A 17,654-nucleotide genomic window follows, 5' to 3' on the forward strand; every position below is an offset into this window, starting at 1 on the left:
GACAGACCGTGGAAATCCGACACCTCTCCGCACCCGCCTGGTCGGCGTTCAAGGCCTGGCTGCTCAAGTTGAACGGCGTTCCCATCTCCCATCTCCGGCTCCTGACCGGCGGCTGTCCGGCGGAGGAACTGCCCGCGCTCGCGAAGGAACTCAAGCGCGTGCGGGCCGACTTCAAGAAGCGCCCCAACGAGGTCTCGGCCCCCGCGGACGAGCGCCTCCGGAAGGACTACGCGGCGCTCGGTGTGCCCTGGTCCGCGTGGAGCGAGGTGGCGAGCGAGGTCCAGCGCGACCTGAAGCGCAAACGGTACGCGCGCTGGACGGGGGCGGATGCGCTCGAGTTCCCCGAGGGGCCATCCGCCCAGGATCTGGTGACCGTCTTGTTGTTCGGAGGCGTGGAGCAGGCGCGAGCCCATCTGCTGCGCCGCGCGTCGCTCTCCGCGGGCTCGCTCGAGGCGCTGTGGTGCCGCTGGCTGGCGGGTGAGCCGCTCGAACCCGAGACGCTGCGCTCGTTCGCGGGCGCGCCGGAGCAACTCGCGGAGCCCCTCTACACCCCTGGCATTGAGGAAGTGCTGCCGCTGTTCTTCGTCGAGCCCGACCTCGCACGCGCCGAGCGGGCGCTGGAGGTCGCCTCGGCCCAGATGGGCTCGGCCCGGTCGCAGCCGTTGATGGACTTCCTGCGCTCGCTGCTCGGCCTGTGGCGTCAGGACACTTCGGTGGAGGAGGTGAGGGCGCGCTTCGATGCGTATGTCGCGACCGTCCCGCCCTCCGATGTGGCCCATCTGACCGCGCCCGCCTATCTGTATGGCCGATACCTCGAGGCACTCCCTCCTCACACGCTGCTGGAACAGGTGGGCTCGCGTCTCGAGCGCATCGCCGTGCCGGCCAGGGTTGCCGATGTCCCGCCCGTCATGGATGCACTCGCCGCGCTCGAGGAGTTGACGGCCATGGGACTGGGCCTCCGCGTGGAGCAGCGGCCCGGGGATGTCCTCCTCTCCGCACAGGAGCCGGAGACTGGGGGAGGGGACGAGTTCCTGTAGCGCTGCCGTCTGCGATTGACGTCATCCGGAACGGGTGGACTGTCGAGTTGATGCGATGCGCAGCGAGCACACTTCGAGAGTTGTCCGGAGGATAGAACGCATGGGGCCCCGTTGAGGGAGGCGGGCTGAACCCGTTCATCCACAACGTGGAGCCTGTATGTTTATCGAGGCGCGACATCTCCGGATGTCGAGCCTTTCCCTCAAGGAGCCCCATGTCCTTCTTCCGTCAGTTGTTCGCCGCGACCCTCCTCGCCGCCTCCGTGGCCTCCGCGGAAGCCCCGAACGCGAGCTACGAGGAAGCCTCCTCCAGCCAGGCCATGCTCGGCCCCATCTGTCATGAGAGCATTTGCGACACGGACCAGGACTGCCGGAACTCCTGCCCCAGCGCTCGCACCGCGACCTGCGTCCAGAACACCTGCGAGTTCACCTACACGGGCGGTGGCGGTGGCCCTGGTGGTCCGTTCTGCACCGAGCAGATCTGCACCGAGAACTGGGAGTGCAGCTGCAACGGCGTCGCGGGCTACTGCGGCTCGGACTGGACCTGCCACTTCTGACGCCGGGCTAGCGGCAAGCGAAACGCGTTACGCCGCAAGCGCCGGGCCGAACCATCGGGCCAGGGCTTCACGCAGACCCTGGTCCGTGCCCTCTCCGACCCACGCGACGTGTCCGTCCGGTCGAATCAGCACCGCGACGGGCGCCGTGACCGAGCCGAGCACCGGGAGCTCCCACGCCCCCGTGTAGCGAGCGGCGACGCTTCGAACCCGGTCCGCCCAGGGCGTGACGTCGAGCGTGCCGGGCTCGCCCAGGTCGAGCAGCACGGGCCGCGCGTCGTGCAGCAGGTGGAACACGCGCCGGGGGCCGTCGGCGGTGATCAGGTCGAGGTCCGGCATGCGGCGCCCGAGCAGCGGGTGTCCGTTGCCCAGGTCGTAGCGGACGTCCAGCCCCGACATCATCGCCGCGTACTCCTTGCGCGGCCCGTCCATCCGCAGCAACTCGGACAGCGTCTCGCGCACGGCGTCCATCCGCGCGTCACCGCGGCTCAGCGCGGTCTGCGCCATGGTCTTGCGCAGCGCACGGGCCGCGACCGGGTGCCGCTCGGCCTGGTACGTGTCGAGCAGGTCCTCCGGTGAGACGCCGCGCACGACCTGGGCCAGCTTCCACCCCAGGTTCACGGCGTCCTGCACGCCGAGGTTGAGCCCCTGTCCGCCCATGGGCGAGTGCACGTGGGCCGCGTCGCCGGCCAGGAGCACCCGACGGTCCCGGTAGGCCGCCGCCTGCCGCGTCATGTCGGTGAACCTGGAGAGGTACGTGGCGCCGCGCAGGCCGTAGTCCGTCCCGTAGAGCGCGACGAGTCCTTCGCGCAGAGTTTCGAGGGTTGGCGCGTCGCCCGTGCAGACCTGCTCCTCTCTCAGCACGACGCCCACGCGTCCGTCCTCCAGCTTGCCCATGGCGTAGGTGCCCTTCTCGTCCCGGCGGATGCCGAACGACGGCGCTCCGGTCATCTCGACCTCGGCGATGAGGTAGCTGATGGACGCGTCCCACCCCGGGAACCCGATGCCCGCCTGCTTGCGGACGAGGCTGCGGCCCCCGTCGCATCCGACGAGGTACTTCGCCCGCAGCGCACGGCCGTCGGACAGCGCGACGTCGACGCCGGTGTCGTCCTGCGCGAAGCCCGTCACCTCGCACCCACGGTAGATGGGCACCGCCAGTTCGGCCACCCACTCCGCCAGGATGCGCTCGAAGCGCTCCTGCAAAAGCGCGAGCCCATGGTTGTGACGCGTCGGGAAGTCGCTGAGGTCCAGGGGCGCCTGCCCGAACGCGACGTTCTGGACCGCTTGCCCTTGCGAGGTGAAGCGCTCGACGACCCCGCGCTGGTCGAGCACCTCCAGGCTGCGCGCGTGCAGGCCGCGCGCGCGAGAGCCGGCGACCTCCTGACTGGCTCGCCGCTCGACGATGGCCACGTCCACCTGCGCCAACGCCAGCTCCGCCGCCAGCATCAGCCCGGTCGGGCCTCCTCCAGCAATCACCACTGCGTGCTGCGTCACCCTGTCCGTGTGCATCTCTCCGACCTCCCGCTCGTGGACCGAAACGGACGATGGTGGAGCATGGCCGGGGGGGCTTGCGGCAACACCCGGGGTCTGGCATTTGCTGGCTGTGGAAAGAGCGGAGAGGGCTGGCGAGGCGAACTCGAGCGCCTGCCCGAATCAGGGGGGCCGTGGTTTGCTTTCAACCCGTCCCTGCGGAGTTGGGCTTGCCATCAACTCCTCGCACGCCACGGCCCACGCACGCTTGTCGGGGTAGAACGCCTCGTGGAGGTACGCCCAGGTGAGGCGCTGAACGGCTGCGACCCTCGCGGGGTTCTCGTCGGTCGTCTCCGTCACGAGATCGCCGGAGATTCCACCCAGCATGTGCTCGGCTCCAAACAGCGTCAGGAGCGACTTGGGGCCCGGGCTCAAGGTGTACGCGTCCGTGAACCACTCCGGACCGAGGACGGTCAAAGGAGAATGGTCCTGGTCGCCCGCCACGACGAGGGTCGGCGTGGTCATCTCGGCATAGACCTGATTCAAATACGGAAAATGCTCACGCGCGAGTGGGCTCAGCGCATCGCCCCCGCGGCCACCTGCGCATAGCAACACGCCAACCTGGATCCGGGGATCGGAAAGGTCCTCACTCAACTGGCCATCGGGTCCCCGGATTCTGGCGCCGAGCAGCATCGCCGTCGTCTGTGCCCCGAATGAGTGTCCAGCCATGGCGAGCCGGCTGCGATCGACGCGGCCCGTGAGCCCCGGAACGGACGCTTCGATGACGTCCAGATGATCGAGGACGCGCGTGACATCCTCGATGCGGAATTTCCAGACCCACGGGCTCCGTGGATCCTCCGGTCCGAGGCCGAACGTCCTCGAATCAAGAAACGTGGGTTGGATCACGACGAAGCCACGCGCCGCCCAATCATGCGCAAGGGGAAGATAGCCGTCCGACGACGAGCCATGGCCATGCGCGAAGACGATGATGGGCAAACCGCTTCCCGTGACGGGCGCGGAGACCCTCACTTCCAGATCCGCGCCACGCCCCGGTGCGGGGAGGACGACTGGACGCACCGACACCACCGGCGCGGGCGCTTCATTTCGAGGGTTCGATTTGCTCATGGGTCTTGGGATAAGGCCTGCGCTATGGACGGTCCATGCGCAAGACTCCAAACCTGTTAGCTGAAAAGCCAACGCCGTTGGAGCTTCGAGACCCACGTGGCGACGCGGTCGCCGACGTGCTCGGCGCCTCGTTGATCCGGCACGCTCTCTACACTCCCATCGAGGCGCGCGTGCCGTGGGGGCTTCGCATGCCCCGCCGGAATCGCGCGAGCTTCTACCTGGTCGCGCACGGCAGCGCGCGAATCGAGGTCGAGGGGGCGCGAACGCATGTCCTCTCGCCTGGAGATGTCGGCTTCGTCCCTCACGGCACGGCTCACGTGCTGCGCGATTCGGCTGACAGCGAGCTGTTCCCGGTCTGCGACGGTTCGTACTCGCTCAACCGGCGGCCCCTGCGCATCGGAGGACGCGGCGCGGCGACCACCCTGGTCGCTGGCTTCTTCGAACTGAGCGACGGACTGGGCCCGGTGCTCCTTCAAGGCGTGCCGCCGCTCGTCGTCTTGTCGGCGAGCGACCCTGCTTCGGTGCCTTGGGTCTCCGCCGCGGTTCAGTTCATGCTCGCCGAGAGCGCGTCGCCCCGACCGGCGAGCAACATCGTGCTTCAGCGTCTTGCTGACGTGCTGTTCGTGCTCGCCCTCCGCTCGACGGTAGGGGAGGGGCAATGTCAGCGCGGCGCCATCGCCGCCGTGGCCGACCCACGGATCTACGAATCGCTGAGCCTCATGCATGCCCGCGTCGCCGACCCATGGACCGTCGACCTGCTCGCGCGACGCGTGGGCATGTCGCGCTCGGGGTTCGCGGCGCGCTTCACGGATCTCGTGGGAGAATCCCCGCTCCAATACCTCGCGCGCTGGCGCATCGCGCGGGCCGCGGAACTGCTTCGCGACACCACCGAGAAGGTGGAGACCATCGCAGGCCGCGTGGGGTACGAGAGCGTTCCTGCGTTCAGCCGCGCGTTCAAGCGTTGGCAGGGCACGGGCCCGGCAGCGTTCCGGCGCGAGTCCTTCGCTCACTCAGCGCTCGGGGCGTGACGGAGGTGAGCATCCCTCCCGCCAGGCATGGGGTGGACCGGCCAGGCCTGGACGGAGTAGAGGAAAGTCCATGTCATATGTGTCTTCAAGATGGGCCGCAGCATTGCGCACCGCATGGGTGCTTGGAATGGCCGTCAGCACCCTTGGCGCTTGTCGCGACAAGGATCCGGCGCCCAACGCCCCGACGCCGCCGGTCGCCCGCGATGTCATCCTCGAGGGGGTGGAAGACACGCCCCTCGAGGTGGACCTGCCGGCCAGCGGCAATGGGGCACTCACCTTCACCATCGTCGATGCACCGGACCACGGCGCGGTGAGTGAGATCCGCGCCAATGGCTCCATCACCTACACCCCCAGCGCCGACTACAATGGCAAAGATGCGCTCGTCTTTCGCACCACCAACAGCCAGGGCCAAAGCGCTCAGGGCACGGTGACCCTCACCATCACCCCGGTGAATGACGCGCCCGAGCTCTCCTCGGTGGCCAACCAGACCCTCGCCGAGGACAGCTCGTCCGGTGACCTGGCCTTCGCCCTGAGCGACGTGGAGACCCCCGCTGACGGCCTCACGGTCTCCGCCACGTCCTCCAACCCCGCCCTGGTGCCCAACGCTCCCGCGAACCTCATTTTCGGAGGCTCCAGCGGCAGCCGTACCCTCAAGGTGGTTCCCGCCGCCAACGCCAGCGGTTCCACCACCATCACCCTCTCGGTGAGCGATGGTTCCGCCACCACCTCCACGACCTTCACGGTCGACGTCACCGCGGTGAACGACGTTCCCACCCTTTCCCCGGTGGCTGACCAGCGCATCCCTGCTGGCAGCTCGACCGGCGATCTGGCTTTCACCGTGGGCGACGTGGAGACCGCCGCCGACGGCCTCACGGTCATCGCCACGTCCTCCAATCCCGACCTGGTGCCCAACGCCCCCGCGAACCTCGTCTTCGGGGGCTCCGGCACCAGTCGCACCCTCAAGGTGGTTCCCGTCGCCAGCGGCAGCGGCTCCACCACCATCACCCTCTCGGTGAGTGACGGCTCCGACACCACCTCCACCACCTTCACGGTCGACGTCACCGTTCTTGCGCGCCTCTACTGGATGACGGCCTCCAACTCGCTGTGGCGGGTCGACGTGAACGGCACGAATGCCATTGAGCTCAAGACGGGCATCAGCGGGGCGTCTTCTCTCGCAACCGACCCGGTTACCCGTACCGTCTTCTACAATCGCGACAGCGCCATCGTTCGAGTGGACAGTGATGGGGCGAACCCGGTCGATGTCGTGGCGAACGGAGGCTTCCCCAGCGGGCTTGCGGTCGATTCGACGAACCGCAAGCTGTACTGGTCCGACTTCAACGGCAATCGGGTCATGCGCGCCGAGCTGGACGGCAGCAATCCCACGCAGGTCGTCGGCAACATCGATAGTCCGTCCGCCCTCGCGTTCGATGTCCCGAACGGCAAGGCGTATGTCATTACCTACAACAACACCCGGATCGTGCGGTTCAATCTGGATGGCACCAACCCGGAGACGGTCGCTTCAAGCCTGAACGGACTGGGCGTGGGCCTGGCGATCGATTCGAGCAGCGGGAAGATGTACTACTCGACCCGAGGCAGCAGCCTCTATGCCTCCAACCTGGACGGCTCCAGCGCCACCGCCCTGGTGACCAACCCGCAGTACACGGTGCATGGGATTGCCATCGATGTCACGGCCGGGCGGCTGTATTGGGCGGATTGGCTGGGGACCGCGGTCCGGAGCGCGAATCTGGCCGACGGTGGAGACATCCAGACCGTGAACTCGGGCAGCGCCAGGAACCTGGGGCTGGCCTGGATGCCGGCGGAGTAGCCACGGCGCCCCTTCCGCTCCCCGAGGTTTGATTCTCTCGGGGAGTGGGGAGCGCGTGGCCTACGGATGCTTCACTCCGGCGTGACCTTGAGCAGCTTGCCGTTGGTGGCGTCGGTGAGCAGGTAGAGGGCGCCTTCGGGGCCCTGCACCACCTCGCGGATGCGCGCGTTCAGGTTCTTGAGGAGATGCTCCTCGCCCACCACGCGGTCATTGCGCACCATGAGCCGCACCAGCGTCTGGGCGGCCAGGCCGCCGATGAACATGTTGTTGCGCCACTCGGGGAACAGGGTCCCGGAGTAGATGGTCATCCCGGAGGGCGCAATCACCGGGTCCCAGTAGTACACGGGCTGCTCCATGCCCGGAGCCTGGGTGCTCTGGTGGATGGGCGCGCCGGAGTACTCCTCGCCATAGCCAATGGTGGGCCAGCCGTAGTCCTTGCCCGCCTCGGGGCGGTTCACCTCGTCACCTCCCTGCGGCCCCATCTCCACCGTCCACAGCCGGTTCTGGCTGTCGAGCGCCGCGGACAGGACGTTGCGGTGACCGATGGACCAGATCTCCGGCTTCGCCTCCGGGTTGTTCAGGTACGGGTTGTCCTGGGGCACGCTGCCGTCGGGATTGATGCGGACGATCTTGCCGAAGTGGCTCTTCACGTCCTGTGCCTGGACACGGCCCGCGAGGATGGAGCGCTCCCCGAGCGTGACGAACAGCTTGCCGTCCGGGGTGAACACCATCCGTCCCCCAGAGTGCAGCGTCGACTCGAGCGTGGGCATCATGCGGAAGATGACCTTGACGTTCTCCACGCGAGGCTGCGCTCCGTCCACGAGCCGCGCGCGCGCCACCGCCAGCCCGTTGCCGCCCGTGCGGGGCTCGGTATAGGTCCAGTAGATGAGCCCGCTCTCTGCGTAGTCCGGCCCCACCTCCACGTCGAGCAGGCCGCCCTGACCGCGCGCGTCCACGGCGGGCAGGCCGCTGATGGCGGGGGACTTCGCGCCCTGCTGCGTGACGATGTAGAGCGAGCCGGTGGCCTTCTCCGTCACCAGCATGCGCTGGTCCGGCAGGAAGGCGATGGCCCAGGGGTTCCTGAAGCCCGAGGCAATCTCCGTGACCTGGAAGGGCGTCTTCGTCTGGATGGCGGGGACGCGCGTCTGCCCGGGGAAGGCCTGCGTGTTTTCAGGCACGTTGGGCGGGCCCTGCGGAACCGGGGGGCCGCTGGGGAGCGGATCCTCCGGAACGCCCGCGTCTTCGGTGACGCCCGCGTCTTCAGTGATGCCCGCGTCCGCTGTGACGCCTGCGTCTGCCGTGACGCCCGAGTCCTGTGGGGGGACGCCCGAGTCCTGCTGCGTGACGCCCGAGTCCTGAGGTGTGGGTTCTGGATCCTCCTGGCAACCGACCAGGAGGGTGGCGACGATGAGGGACGTTGTCAGGATGCGCATTCGACTCACTCCAGAGGGGGAAAAGGAGGAAGGGTCGAACATCTCGTTCTTCGGGTCGACTGGGAAGGGCGCGTTACGGCAGGTGGTGGTGGTGGACATCCGACTGCGCGTCCCTACACTTCGCGGGCTCTGCGACCCTTCGCGGGTCGGAAAGGACGAAGTGAAGACGATGAGGAACCCGCTTTTCGGCTGTATGGCCTCCGCGCTCATGACCCTGGCGGCGACGCCCGCGCTGGCGCAGCTTCAACTGCCGGCCCCCAGCCCCGCGGCGAAGGTGTCGCAGGCGGTGGGTGTCTCCGAAATCTCCGTCGAATATTCCAGCCCCGGCGTGAAGGGCCGGAAGGTCTGGGGCGAGCTGGTCCCCAATGACAAGGCGTGGCGCAGCGGCGCCAACTCGGCGACGAAGATCACCTTCAGCCACCCTGTCACCTTCGGCGACAAGGCCGTCCCTGCCGGTTCCTATGCCATCGTCAGCCTGCCCTCGCAGAAGGGCTGGAAGGTGATGCTGAACACGGACCTGGGCCTGTGGCGGGGCGCCGCGCCCTATGACGCCTCCAAGGACGTGGCCTCGGTGAGCGCCACCACCACGGCGATTCCGGCGCGCGAGCGCCTGACGTACCTCTTCACCGACACCACGGACACCAGCACGCGGCTGGATCTGGAGTGGGAGAAGCTGCGCGTCTCCGTGCCCATCACGGTGGACACCGCCGCCTTCGCGAAGGCCAATATCGAGCAGGCGGAGAAGAGCGCGGCCAGCATGCACGCGAACGCGGCCTCCTACCTGTCGGGCACTCCCCAGGACCTTCCCGCCGCGCTGAAGCACGCCGACGCGGCCGTGGCCGCCAACCCCACGTGGTACGCCCACTGGACTCGCGCGAACGTCCTGTCGCAGATGGGCAAGTACGCCGAGGCCCGCAAGGCCGCGCAGACCGCGTGGGACCTGGGGCAGAAGGACAAGAACTTCTACGCCCGTGACCAGGTCACCCAGTCGCTGGCGGAGTGGAAGAACAAGAAGTAGCCCGCTTCAGCTCCCGGGGCCCCTCAGCGACCGAGGGGCTCCGTCAGGAGCCGGCGGTAGAGCGCCTCGTAGCGGTCGATGGCGGGGGCCATCTGGAAGTGCTCCAGGACCCGCGCCCGCGCGCGGTGTGAGAAGCCCCGCCAGCGCTCCGCGTCCTCGACCAGCGTGAGCACGTGCCGGGCCATGGCGGGGACATCCCCCAGCGGCGCCAGGAAGCCCGTCTCTCCGTGCGTGACAAGCTCTGGGATTCCGCCCAGGTCGCTGGCCACCACGGGAATGCCGCAGCTCAGCGCCTCCAGCGCGGCGAGCCCGAAGCTCTCCTGCTCGCTGGGGAGCAGGAAGACGTCGGAGGCGGCGAGCAGCTCCTCGAAGCGGTCCTGCTTGCCGAGGAACGCGACGCGGTCCTCCAGGCCCATCTCCCGCAGCATCCGCTCCGCGGGCGAGCGCTCTGGACCGTCTCCCACCATCACCAACCGGCAGGGACGGCGGCGGTGGACCTCCGTGAAGATGGAGACCACGTCGACGATGCGCTTCACCGGCCGGAAGTTGGAGACGTGGATGAGCACCGGCTCGTGGTCGTGCAGGGCCGGGAAGAGCGCGCGCAGGCAGGCGCGGTCGCGCACCGGGGCGAAGCGCGCGGTGTCCGCGAAGTTGGCGATGACGTCGATGGGGACGTTCTCGGGGATGTCGAAGCCCCGCCACGTCGCGCGGCGCAGGTAGGCCGACGGCACCGTCACCGCGTCGCTGCGCATGATGGAGAAGCGCGTAATCGGCAGGTAGCTGGGGTCGATTCCCACCAGCGTGGTGTCCGTCCCGTGCAGCGTGGTGACGATGCGCGGCGCCCTGGGGCCCAGCACCTCGCGCGCCATCCACGCGGCGGTGGCGTGCGGCACCGCGTAGTGGACGTGCAGGATGTCCAGGCGCTCGTAGCTGGCGACCTCAATCATCTTGGAGGCCAGCGCGATGGGATAGGTGCTGGACTGCTGGAGCGCCGGGTAGTCGCTCTCCGTCACCTCGTGGAAGACGACCTTCCGGTTCGCGCCATGGAGGCGGACTGGCAGGTCCCGGGCGATGAAGTGGACGCGGTGGCCCCGGTCCGCCATCGCGAGGCCAATCTCCGTGGCGACCATGCCGCTGCCACCGAACGTCGGAAAGCAGGTGATGGCCACGTTGAGCGGGGCGTTCATGAGCGTGCTGGGAAGAACAGCGGCCTGGCGAAGCTATTCCTTCGGAAGTGGTCGAGCGGATCGGCCAGTCCCAGCGCCTCGCGGAGGATGTAGGGCTCGCCGTGGGTGACGCCAATCTGCGCGCCATGGAAGCGGTCCCGGGCCTCCAGCGAGGACAGCGACAGCGGTGAGCCCACCAGCGTGGGCGGAGCGTCCGGGCGGGGCATCACCTGGCTGGCGTAGCAGTGCACCGCCGCCAGCTTTCGCTCGTAGACGGCGGAGACGTCGATGATGACGCCAGGCTCGGCCAGGTGCCGCAGCGGATAGTAGAGGACCTGCCGCGGCGTGAAGGGCTCCGCGGCGGACTGCGCGTCGAACTTGCGCACGCCCGCGAAGAAGAGGGCGCGCGTCACCAGCGCACTGGCTGCCTCGTGGTCAGGGTGTCGCTCCTGCTCCCAGGGCACGACGACCAGCTCCGGACGCAGGCGGCGCAGCGCCTCCACCACGCGGACCACGGCGGCGGTGCGGGCGCGCTCGGGCTCGGGCGTGTCGAAGCCCGCCCATGGATTGAGCCAGCCGTCTGGCAGCTCCAGGTTCTCCCGGTGGGACAGCCCCAGCGCGCGGGTGGCGGCTTCTGTCTCCTCCGCGCGGGATTGCGGCGTGCCGCGCGAGCTCTTCTCGCCGCGCGTCAGGTCGACGATGCCGGTGCGGTAGCCGCGGGCGGCCATGCTCGCCATCAGCCCGCCGCAGAACAGCTCCACGTCATCCGGGTGTGGACCAAAGGCGAGGACGTCGATGTCGTAGGCGGTGCTGCTCGCGGTCATGGCGTCAGGTCCTTCGAGTCACCGGAGAAGGGGACACACGCGTCCAGCACCTGCTTCGTGAAGGCACGCGTCCCGATGCGGCAGGCGAAGTAGGGCAGCCCCAGGACACGCTCCTGGGGCGCGTCCTCCGGGAAGAGGAACGTGCGCAGGCGGTCCACCTGTCCGGCCGCCGTGGCATCGCGCCGGGCGAGCGCGCGGCGGTAGCGGCCCGTCAGCCGGGACACCGCGACCCGCACCGTGCCCTGGGTGCGGCGCAGCGCATCCTGGAGGCTCGCGTCCACCGCCGACACCTGTCCGGCGACGCGCTCCAGCTCGGAGGAGAATGCGTTGAAGAGGCGGGCCTCCAGGGCCTCGGGCGTCTCCACCGGCTCCAGGGCATTCCGCGTGGCCAGCCGCGTGAGCAGCGTGTCGCGCGGCACGTTCACCTCATCCGGCTGGAGCCCCACCTTGCCCAGCCACCGGCGCGCGCGGTCATCGAGCACGCGGAAACGGGCCCGGGGAATGGCGAGCGGCATCGGCTGGCCCGCGTGGGCGTAGAGCGGCGCCAGTTGCGCGAAGTAGGCCAGCTCGCCCGGGCCGCCGACATACGCCGCCGTGGGGAGCCAGGTGTCCTGGAGGAAGGGGCGCAGCAGCGCGGACGTGGTGAAGCGCAGCGGTTCACGCTCCAGGGCGGCGTGCAGCGCGTCGTGGGGGATGGTGCTGCCTTCCGGGTGGCCCACCAGACTCCAGGCGCCTGCTTCCGCCGGATCCAGCCGGTAGCGCGGGCCCTCGAGCGCATCTGGTGAGAAGAAGCTGAGCGGCGAGCCGGGGCGGACATGGACCTGCACCGCGTAGCCCGCGCGGGTGAGCGCCTCCGCACGGGCCGCGAGCACCGCGGAGAGTGTTCCCGCTTCCTGGAGGGCGAAGCGATGCACGGGCGCGGCCAGGGGCGCGAGCCGTGCGTCTCTCGGGTCGAGGAAGACCAGGCCCTCGCTGGCGAAGAGGGACGACAGCACGTCAGTGAAGGCACCCGCGAGCGTGGCTTCGGGACGGTAGGCCCGCTCCAGCAGGGAGAGGAACTCCTCCGCGTGGGGTTCTGCTCCCAGCTCGGCGCGGAGGGTGGCCAGGGCGGGGAGGACGCTCGGGCCCAGGTGGCGGTGGGCGATGGGCGCTCGAGACGTGGCCGCATCTGGAAGCTCGAGCGCCAGGCGACAGGGCCCTCCGCCCGGACGTGGGATGACACAGTGGTCGATCTCCGGAAGGTCGTGGTCCTCCGTCTGAAGCCAGAAGACGGGAACACAGGGCCGGCCGGTTTCTTCCTGGAGCGCGCGCGCCGTGACGATGGCGGACGCGGCTTTGTAGAGCGTGTACAGCGGGCCCAGGAAGAGGCCCATCTGCTGTCCCGTCACCACCGCCACGGTGCCGGGCCGCGCGAGCAGCGCGAGGTTTCGCTCCCGGGCGGGACTCGGCGCGAGGCGCGCGTTCTGCGCGGCGAGGACGTCCAGCAGCGCGGGCGACACCGTGCGCGACGCGGCGGCGGCCACGGCCCGGGCGCGCGCTTCACGGTGCCGATAGTCATCCGAAAGAAAGGAGAGCGCGGACGCATCTCCGCGAAGCCACGCGGTCGAGAAGGAGGACGTCACGGCTTGCGGTGATAACAGGTCGCGGCGGGCCCGCCACCGGAAGTGCGCGCTCGCACGCCGCGTTCGGACGTGACGGCGGGCGTCATCCCGGAATGAATGCGGACCGCGCGGGTTGGTATAGGGTCCGTCCGGATGCGGAACCTGCTCCTCGGAATGATGCTGGCCATGAGCCTTGGATTCGGGTCGACGGCGGTGGCGCGGCCAGCCCGGCAGCTCCACGCGGGTGAAATCGCGGCGGGCCTGAAGCGGCTCGGTGTGACGGGCAGTGTGCTCTATGTCGCGGCCCACCCGGACGACGAGAACACGCGCCTGCTCGCATGGCTGGTGGGAGAACGCGGCCTGCGCACGGGTTACCTGTCCGTGACGCGCGGGGATGGTGGGCAGAACCTCATCGGCACCGAGCAGGGCGCCCTGCTCGGGCTGATCCGCACGCATGAGTTGCTCGCCGCCCGGAGCGTGGACGGCGCGGAGCAGTTCTTCACGCGGGCGCGGGACTTCGGTTATTCGAAGAGCGCGGAAGAGACGCTGCGCATCTGGGGACATGACGCGGTGCTGGCGGATGTGGTGCTCGCCATCCGGCGCTTCCAGCCGGACGTCATCATCACCCGCTTCACCACGGAGCCTCCGAACCACGGCCACCACACGGCCTCCGCGCTGCTGGCGGCGGAGGCCTTCATCGCCGCCGCAGACCCGAAGCGCTTCCCCGAGCAGTTGTCCGAGGTGAAGCCGTGGAAGGCGGACCGCCTGCTGCAGAACGCCTCCTCGTGGTCGTTCAAGCCGGATGAGGACCTGTCCCGCTACGTGAAGCTGGAGGTGGGCGGCTACGACGCGTTGCTCGGGCGTTCATGGGGCGAGGTGGCCGCGGAGAGCCGCAGCCAGCACAAGAGCCAGGGCTTCGGTCAGGCCGCGGACCGGGGCCCCGCCGCCGAGTACTTCACGCCGCTGGCGGGGACGCTTCCGAAGCGCGACGTGTTCGAGGGGCTCGACTTCTCCTGGAAGCGTTGGACGGGCTCGGAGGCGGTGTCCCGCGCGGTGGCCGCCGCGACGAAGGCGTTCGATGCGCGCGCCCCTCACCGCTCCCTGCCCGCGCTCGTCCGCGTCCACGAGGTGCTGACCGCGCTGCCGGACACCCACCCGTGGAAGGCGCCCAAGCTGCGTGAGGTGGAGGCGCTCATCGCCCACTGCGCGGGGCTGTTCCTGGAGGTGCGCGCCGCCGCGCCCACGGGCATCCCGGGGCTGCCCGTGGCGTTGGATGTGGTGGCGCTGAACCGCTCGCCTGCCGCCGTCGAGTGGGTGGGGCTGACGCTGCCAGGCGAGAAGACCGAGGCCGTGGGGAAGGCGCTGGCCGCGAACGTGCCCCTGAAGCTGTCGCGCACGGTGACGCTGCCGACGACGGCGCCCATCTCCACGCCCTACTGGCTCCGGGAGCCTGTCACCGGAGGGCTCTACACGCTCAAGGGCGAGGACCGCGCGCTCACCGGCCAGCCGGAGGGCGTTCCCGCGCTGTCGGTGGCGTTCGAGTACCAGGTCGCGGGCCGGCGCTTCCGCGCGGTGCGTCCGGTGGTCCACGCCTGGACGGACCCGGTGCGCGGCGAACTCTATCGTGACTTCGAGGTCGTCCCGCCCGTCACCGCCACGCTGGCGGAGGACGTGCTCATGTTCCCCAACGGCGAGTCCCGGGCCGTGCCGGTGGTGCTGGCCGCGGGGATGGACCAGGTGCCGGGCACGGTGCGGATGGTGGCGCCGCCCGGCTGGCGCGTGGAGCCCGCGTCGGTCGAGTTCAAGCTCGCGGCCCGCGGAGACGAGCGCACCGTCACCTTCCAGATCACTCCGCCCCCGGGCTCGAAGCAGGAGGGAGTCCTCTCCGTGGAGGTCGACGTGGGGGACCGCGCCTGGTCGTGGAGTGCCCGTTCCGTGTCCCATCCCCACATCCCGCCGTTGACGGTGCGCCAGCCCTCCACGGCCACGGGGGTGCCGTTCTCCCTGGCCATGAAGGGCAAGCGCATTGGCTACATCCCCGGTCCGGGCGACCGCGTCGCGGAGAGCCTGAGCGCGGTGGGCTACGAGGTGACGCTGCTTCCCGAGGAGCGGCTGGCCCGGGAGCCGCTGGAGCGCTTCGACGCCATCCTCGTGGGCGTGCGCGCCTTCAACGCCAACACGCACCTGGCCGTCCACCGGGAGCGGCTGCTCCAGTACGTGGAAGGCGGCGGGCGGCTGGTGGTGCAGTACAACACCAACAGCCGCGTGGGGCCGCTCACGTCCTTCGTCGGGCCCTATCCGCTGGAGATTGGCCGCGACCGGGTGACGGATGAGACGGCGGCGATGACTCCCGTGCGCGCCAATGAACCGCTGCTGCGCGCGCCCAATGCGCTGACGGCCGCGGACTTCGAGGGCTGGGTGCAGGAGCGTGGCCTCTACTTCGCGTCGTCGTGGGACGCCCGCTATCAGCCCGTGTTCGCCATGCACGATGCCGGCGAGGCGCCGCTCCAGGGCGCGCTGCTGGTCGCGCGTCATGGCAAGGGCACCTTCATCTACACGGGCCTCGCCTTCTTCCGTCAGCTCCCCGCCGGGGTTCCCGGCGCCTACCGCCTGTTGGCCAACATCCTTTCTCCATGAGCACCGCTCCCAACCTGACCCCTCCCGAGCCCGCCGCCGTCGCCCCCGTGCGCCGGCCCGAGCTCGATGACGCGCCTCCGCTGCTGGGCTCCTGGCGCAACATCTACATCCTGGTGCTGGGCGCCTTCGTGCTGTTCGTCGCCGTGTTCTGGGGCCTCACCGAGGCGTACGCGTGACGGGGCTCGACTGGCTGGTCCTGGGCGGGACGATTGCGTTCATCGTGGTGTGGGGCCTCTGGAAGTCCCGGGGGCAGGCCACCAGCGACGAGTACATGCGTGGAGGCCGTGAGCTGCGGTGGCCCACCATTGGCCTGGCCGTCATGGCCACGCAGGCAAGCGCCGTCACCTTCCTCTCCGTCCCCGGGCAGGCCTACGAGGACGGGATGCGCTTCGTGCAGTTCTACTTCGGGCTGCCGTTCGCGATGATCATCATCAGCGCGGTCTTCGTGCCCATCTACTACCGGCTGAACGTCATCACCGCGTACGAGTACCTGGAGTCGCGCTTCGACCTGAAGACGCGGCTCTTGGGCGCCTTCCTCTTCCTCATCCAGCGAGGGCTGGCCGCGGGCATCACCATCTACGCGCCGTCCATCATCCTCTCCACCATCCTCGGTTGGCCGTTGGAGCCCACGGTCATCGTCATGGGCGCGCTCGTCATCCTCTACACGGTGACGGGAGGCTCCAGGGCGGTGAGCCAGACGCAGAAGCAGCAGATGGTGGTGATGATGGGCGGCATGGTGATGGCCGCCGCGGTCATCCTCTGGCGCCTGCCGGAGCACGTGTCGTTCGGCAAGGCGGTGGACGTCGCCGGCGCGTTCGGCCGGATGAACGTGGTGAGCTTCGACTTCGACATGCAGGACCGCTACAACTTCTGGTCCGGCATCACGGGAGGTCTGTTCCTGTCACTGTCGTACTTCGGCACGGACCAGTCCCAGGTGGGTCGCTACCTGACGGGCCGCTCCATCTCCGAGAGCCGGCTGGGGCTGCTCTTCAACGGCGTGCTGAAGATCCCGATGCAGTTCTTCATCCTCTTCGTCGGGATTCTCGTCTTCGTCTTCTACCAGTTCAGCACGCCGCCGCTGCTCTTCAACGACGCGCTGCGCACCCGCGTGCAGGGCACGGCGCAGGCGGCCGAGTACGCCGACCTGGAAGCGAAGTGGGAGCAGGTCCAGTCCGGCAAGCGCGAGGAGGTGGAGCGCTACCTGTCGGCCATCGAGTCGGGCGACGTGGCGGCCGGCGAGGCGTCACGGGCGCTGCTCCAGGGCGCACAGCGGCAGGCGAGCGAGGTCCGCAAGGAGGCCAAGGCCATGGTGGTGCGTGCGCTTCCGGGCGCGGAGACGAAGGACTCGGACTACATCTTCATCGCCTTCGTGAAGCGCTGGTTGCCCAGCGGGCTGTTCGGGTTGCTCATCGCCGTCATCCTGTCCGCGGCCATGAGCTCCATCTCCAGCGAGCTGGTGGCGTTGGGGACCACCACGACGGTGGACTTCTACCGGCGGGTGTTCCGGCCCGACGCCTCGGACCGGCATGTCCTGGTGGCGTCCAAGCTGTTCACCGTGTTCTGGGGGCTGGTAGCGGTGGCCTTCGCGACCTTCGCTTCGCTGCTGGACAACCTCATCCAGGCCATCAACATCCTGGGCTCCATCTTCTACGGCACGGTGCTGGGCCTCTTCCTGGTGGCCTTCTTCGTGAAGCACGTGCGCGGCCATGCCGTGTTCGCGGCGGCCGTCATCTCCCAGGCGACGGTGATTGCCCTCTTCTTCCTCTCCGACGTGGGCTACCTCTGGTTCAACGTCATCGGCTGTGCGCTGGTGGTGGTGCTGAGCCTGGTGATGCAGGGCGTCCTGCCACGCGGCGAGACGCCGGCCCCGGCGACGGAGGCTTGAGGCCTCTCGTGGATGGGCGCGCCATGGAGCGGTAGGCTTGCCCTCGTCCCGGGA

The 17,654-nt window shown here is 69.1% G+C and carries 14 protein-coding genes; 8 read left to right on the plus strand and 6 right to left on the minus strand.

Features of this window, described 5'->3' with window-relative positions:
- Positions 1-8 precede the first annotated feature (8 nt).
- Complete coding sequence (locus tag D7Y04_RS08995) at positions 9-1,037, plus strand: hypothetical protein (protein WP_121759325.1); 1,029 nt, start codon at positions 9-11, stop codon at positions 1,035-1,037.
- Between the two features lie 212 nt (positions 1,038-1,249).
- Positions 1,250-1,591 (plus strand): hypothetical protein, encoded by a 342-nt coding sequence (locus D7Y04_RS09000; protein WP_120593438.1) that lies wholly within the window; start codon positions 1,250-1,252, stop codon positions 1,589-1,591.
- 27 nt (positions 1,592-1,618) lie between these two features.
- Here the strand turns inward: D7Y04_RS09000 and D7Y04_RS09005 are convergent, their stop codons facing one another.
- Positions 1,619-3,097 (minus strand): FAD-dependent monooxygenase, encoded by a 1,479-nt coding sequence (locus tag D7Y04_RS09005; RefSeq protein ID WP_121758947.1) that lies wholly within the window; start codon positions 3,095-3,097, stop codon positions 1,619-1,621.
- A gap of 144 nt (positions 3,098-3,241) precedes the next feature.
- Positions 3,242-4,183, minus strand: coding sequence for an alpha/beta hydrolase (locus D7Y04_RS09010; protein WP_121758948.1), 942 nt, complete (start codon positions 4,181-4,183; stop codon positions 3,242-3,244).
- A 35-nt stretch (positions 4,184-4,218) separates the two neighbouring features.
- Here D7Y04_RS09010 and D7Y04_RS09015 point away from each other — a divergent pair, with 35 nt between their 5' ends.
- Entirely contained in the window at positions 4,219-5,211 is a 993-nt protein-coding gene (locus tag D7Y04_RS09015; RefSeq protein WP_121758949.1) for an AraC family transcriptional regulator, read from the plus strand.
- 70 nt (positions 5,212-5,281) lie between these two features.
- Positions 5,282-7,036, plus strand: a complete 1,755-nt coding sequence (locus tag D7Y04_RS09020) for an Ig-like domain-containing protein (RefSeq protein WP_121758950.1) — start codon at positions 5,282-5,284, stop codon at positions 7,034-7,036.
- A gap of 71 nt (positions 7,037-7,107) precedes the next feature.
- Here D7Y04_RS09020 and D7Y04_RS09025 read toward each other — a convergent pair whose 3' ends face one another.
- Positions 7,108-8,469 (minus strand): PQQ-dependent sugar dehydrogenase, encoded by a 1,362-nt coding sequence (locus D7Y04_RS09025; protein ID WP_121758951.1) that lies wholly within the window; start codon positions 8,467-8,469, stop codon positions 7,108-7,110.
- Positions 8,470-8,629: 160 nt separating this feature from the next.
- Here D7Y04_RS09025 and D7Y04_RS09030 point away from each other — a divergent pair, with 160 nt between their 5' ends.
- The gene (locus tag D7Y04_RS09030) at positions 8,630-9,487 is read left to right on the plus strand and encodes a DUF2911 domain-containing protein (protein WP_121758952.1); all 858 of its coding nucleotides are present in this window, start codon (positions 8,630-8,632) and stop codon (positions 9,485-9,487) included.
- Positions 9,488-9,510: 23 nt separating this feature from the next.
- Here the strand turns inward: D7Y04_RS09030 and bshA are convergent, their stop codons facing one another.
- From bshA to bshC, 3 genes are read right to left on the minus strand one after another with little or no spacing between them, the layout of a single operon-like run.
- Entirely contained in the window at positions 9,511-10,674 is a 1,164-nt protein-coding gene (gene bshA / locus D7Y04_RS09035; RefSeq protein WP_121758953.1) for an N-acetyl-alpha-D-glucosaminyl L-malate synthase BshA, read from the minus strand.
- On the minus strand, positions 10,671-11,477 hold the full coding sequence (gene bshB1 / locus D7Y04_RS09040; RefSeq protein WP_121758954.1) for a bacillithiol biosynthesis deacetylase BshB1: 807 nt from the start codon (positions 11,475-11,477) through the stop codon (positions 10,671-10,673). The genes bshA and bshB1 overlap by 4 nt, the downstream gene beginning before the upstream one ends.
- The gene (bshC, locus tag D7Y04_RS09045) at positions 11,474-13,099 is read right to left on the minus strand and encodes a bacillithiol biosynthesis cysteine-adding enzyme BshC (RefSeq protein WP_121758955.1); all 1,626 of its coding nucleotides are present in this window, start codon (positions 13,097-13,099) and stop codon (positions 11,474-11,476) included. The genes bshB1 and bshC overlap by 4 nt, the downstream gene beginning before the upstream one ends.
- A 132-nt stretch (positions 13,100-13,231) precedes the next feature.
- Between bshC and D7Y04_RS09050 the strand changes: the two genes are divergently transcribed.
- Genes D7Y04_RS09050 through D7Y04_RS09060 form a run of 3 tightly spaced genes read left to right on the plus strand, consistent with a single transcriptional unit; the run spans position 13,232 to position 17,600 of the window.
- A complete protein-coding gene (locus tag D7Y04_RS09050; RefSeq protein ID WP_121758956.1) occupies positions 13,232-15,715 on the plus strand; it encodes a PIG-L family deacetylase in 2,484 nt (827 codons plus the stop codon).
- Entirely contained in the window at positions 15,712-15,891 is a 180-nt protein-coding gene (locus D7Y04_RS09055; protein ID WP_120575079.1) for a hypothetical protein, read from the plus strand. Before D7Y04_RS09050 ends, D7Y04_RS09055 begins: the two co-directional genes overlap by 4 nt.
- A complete protein-coding gene (locus D7Y04_RS09060; RefSeq protein WP_121758957.1) occupies positions 15,888-17,600 on the plus strand; it encodes a sodium:solute symporter in 1,713 nt (570 codons plus the stop codon). Before D7Y04_RS09055 ends, D7Y04_RS09060 begins: the two co-directional genes overlap by 4 nt.
- The last annotated feature ends 54 nt before the right edge of the window (positions 17,601-17,654 follow it).

The sequence above is a fragment of the Corallococcus sp. AB038B genome (genome assembly GCF_003668955.1).
Taxonomy (GTDB): Bacteria; Myxococcota; Myxococcia; order Myxococcales; family Myxococcaceae; genus Corallococcus; species Corallococcus exiguus.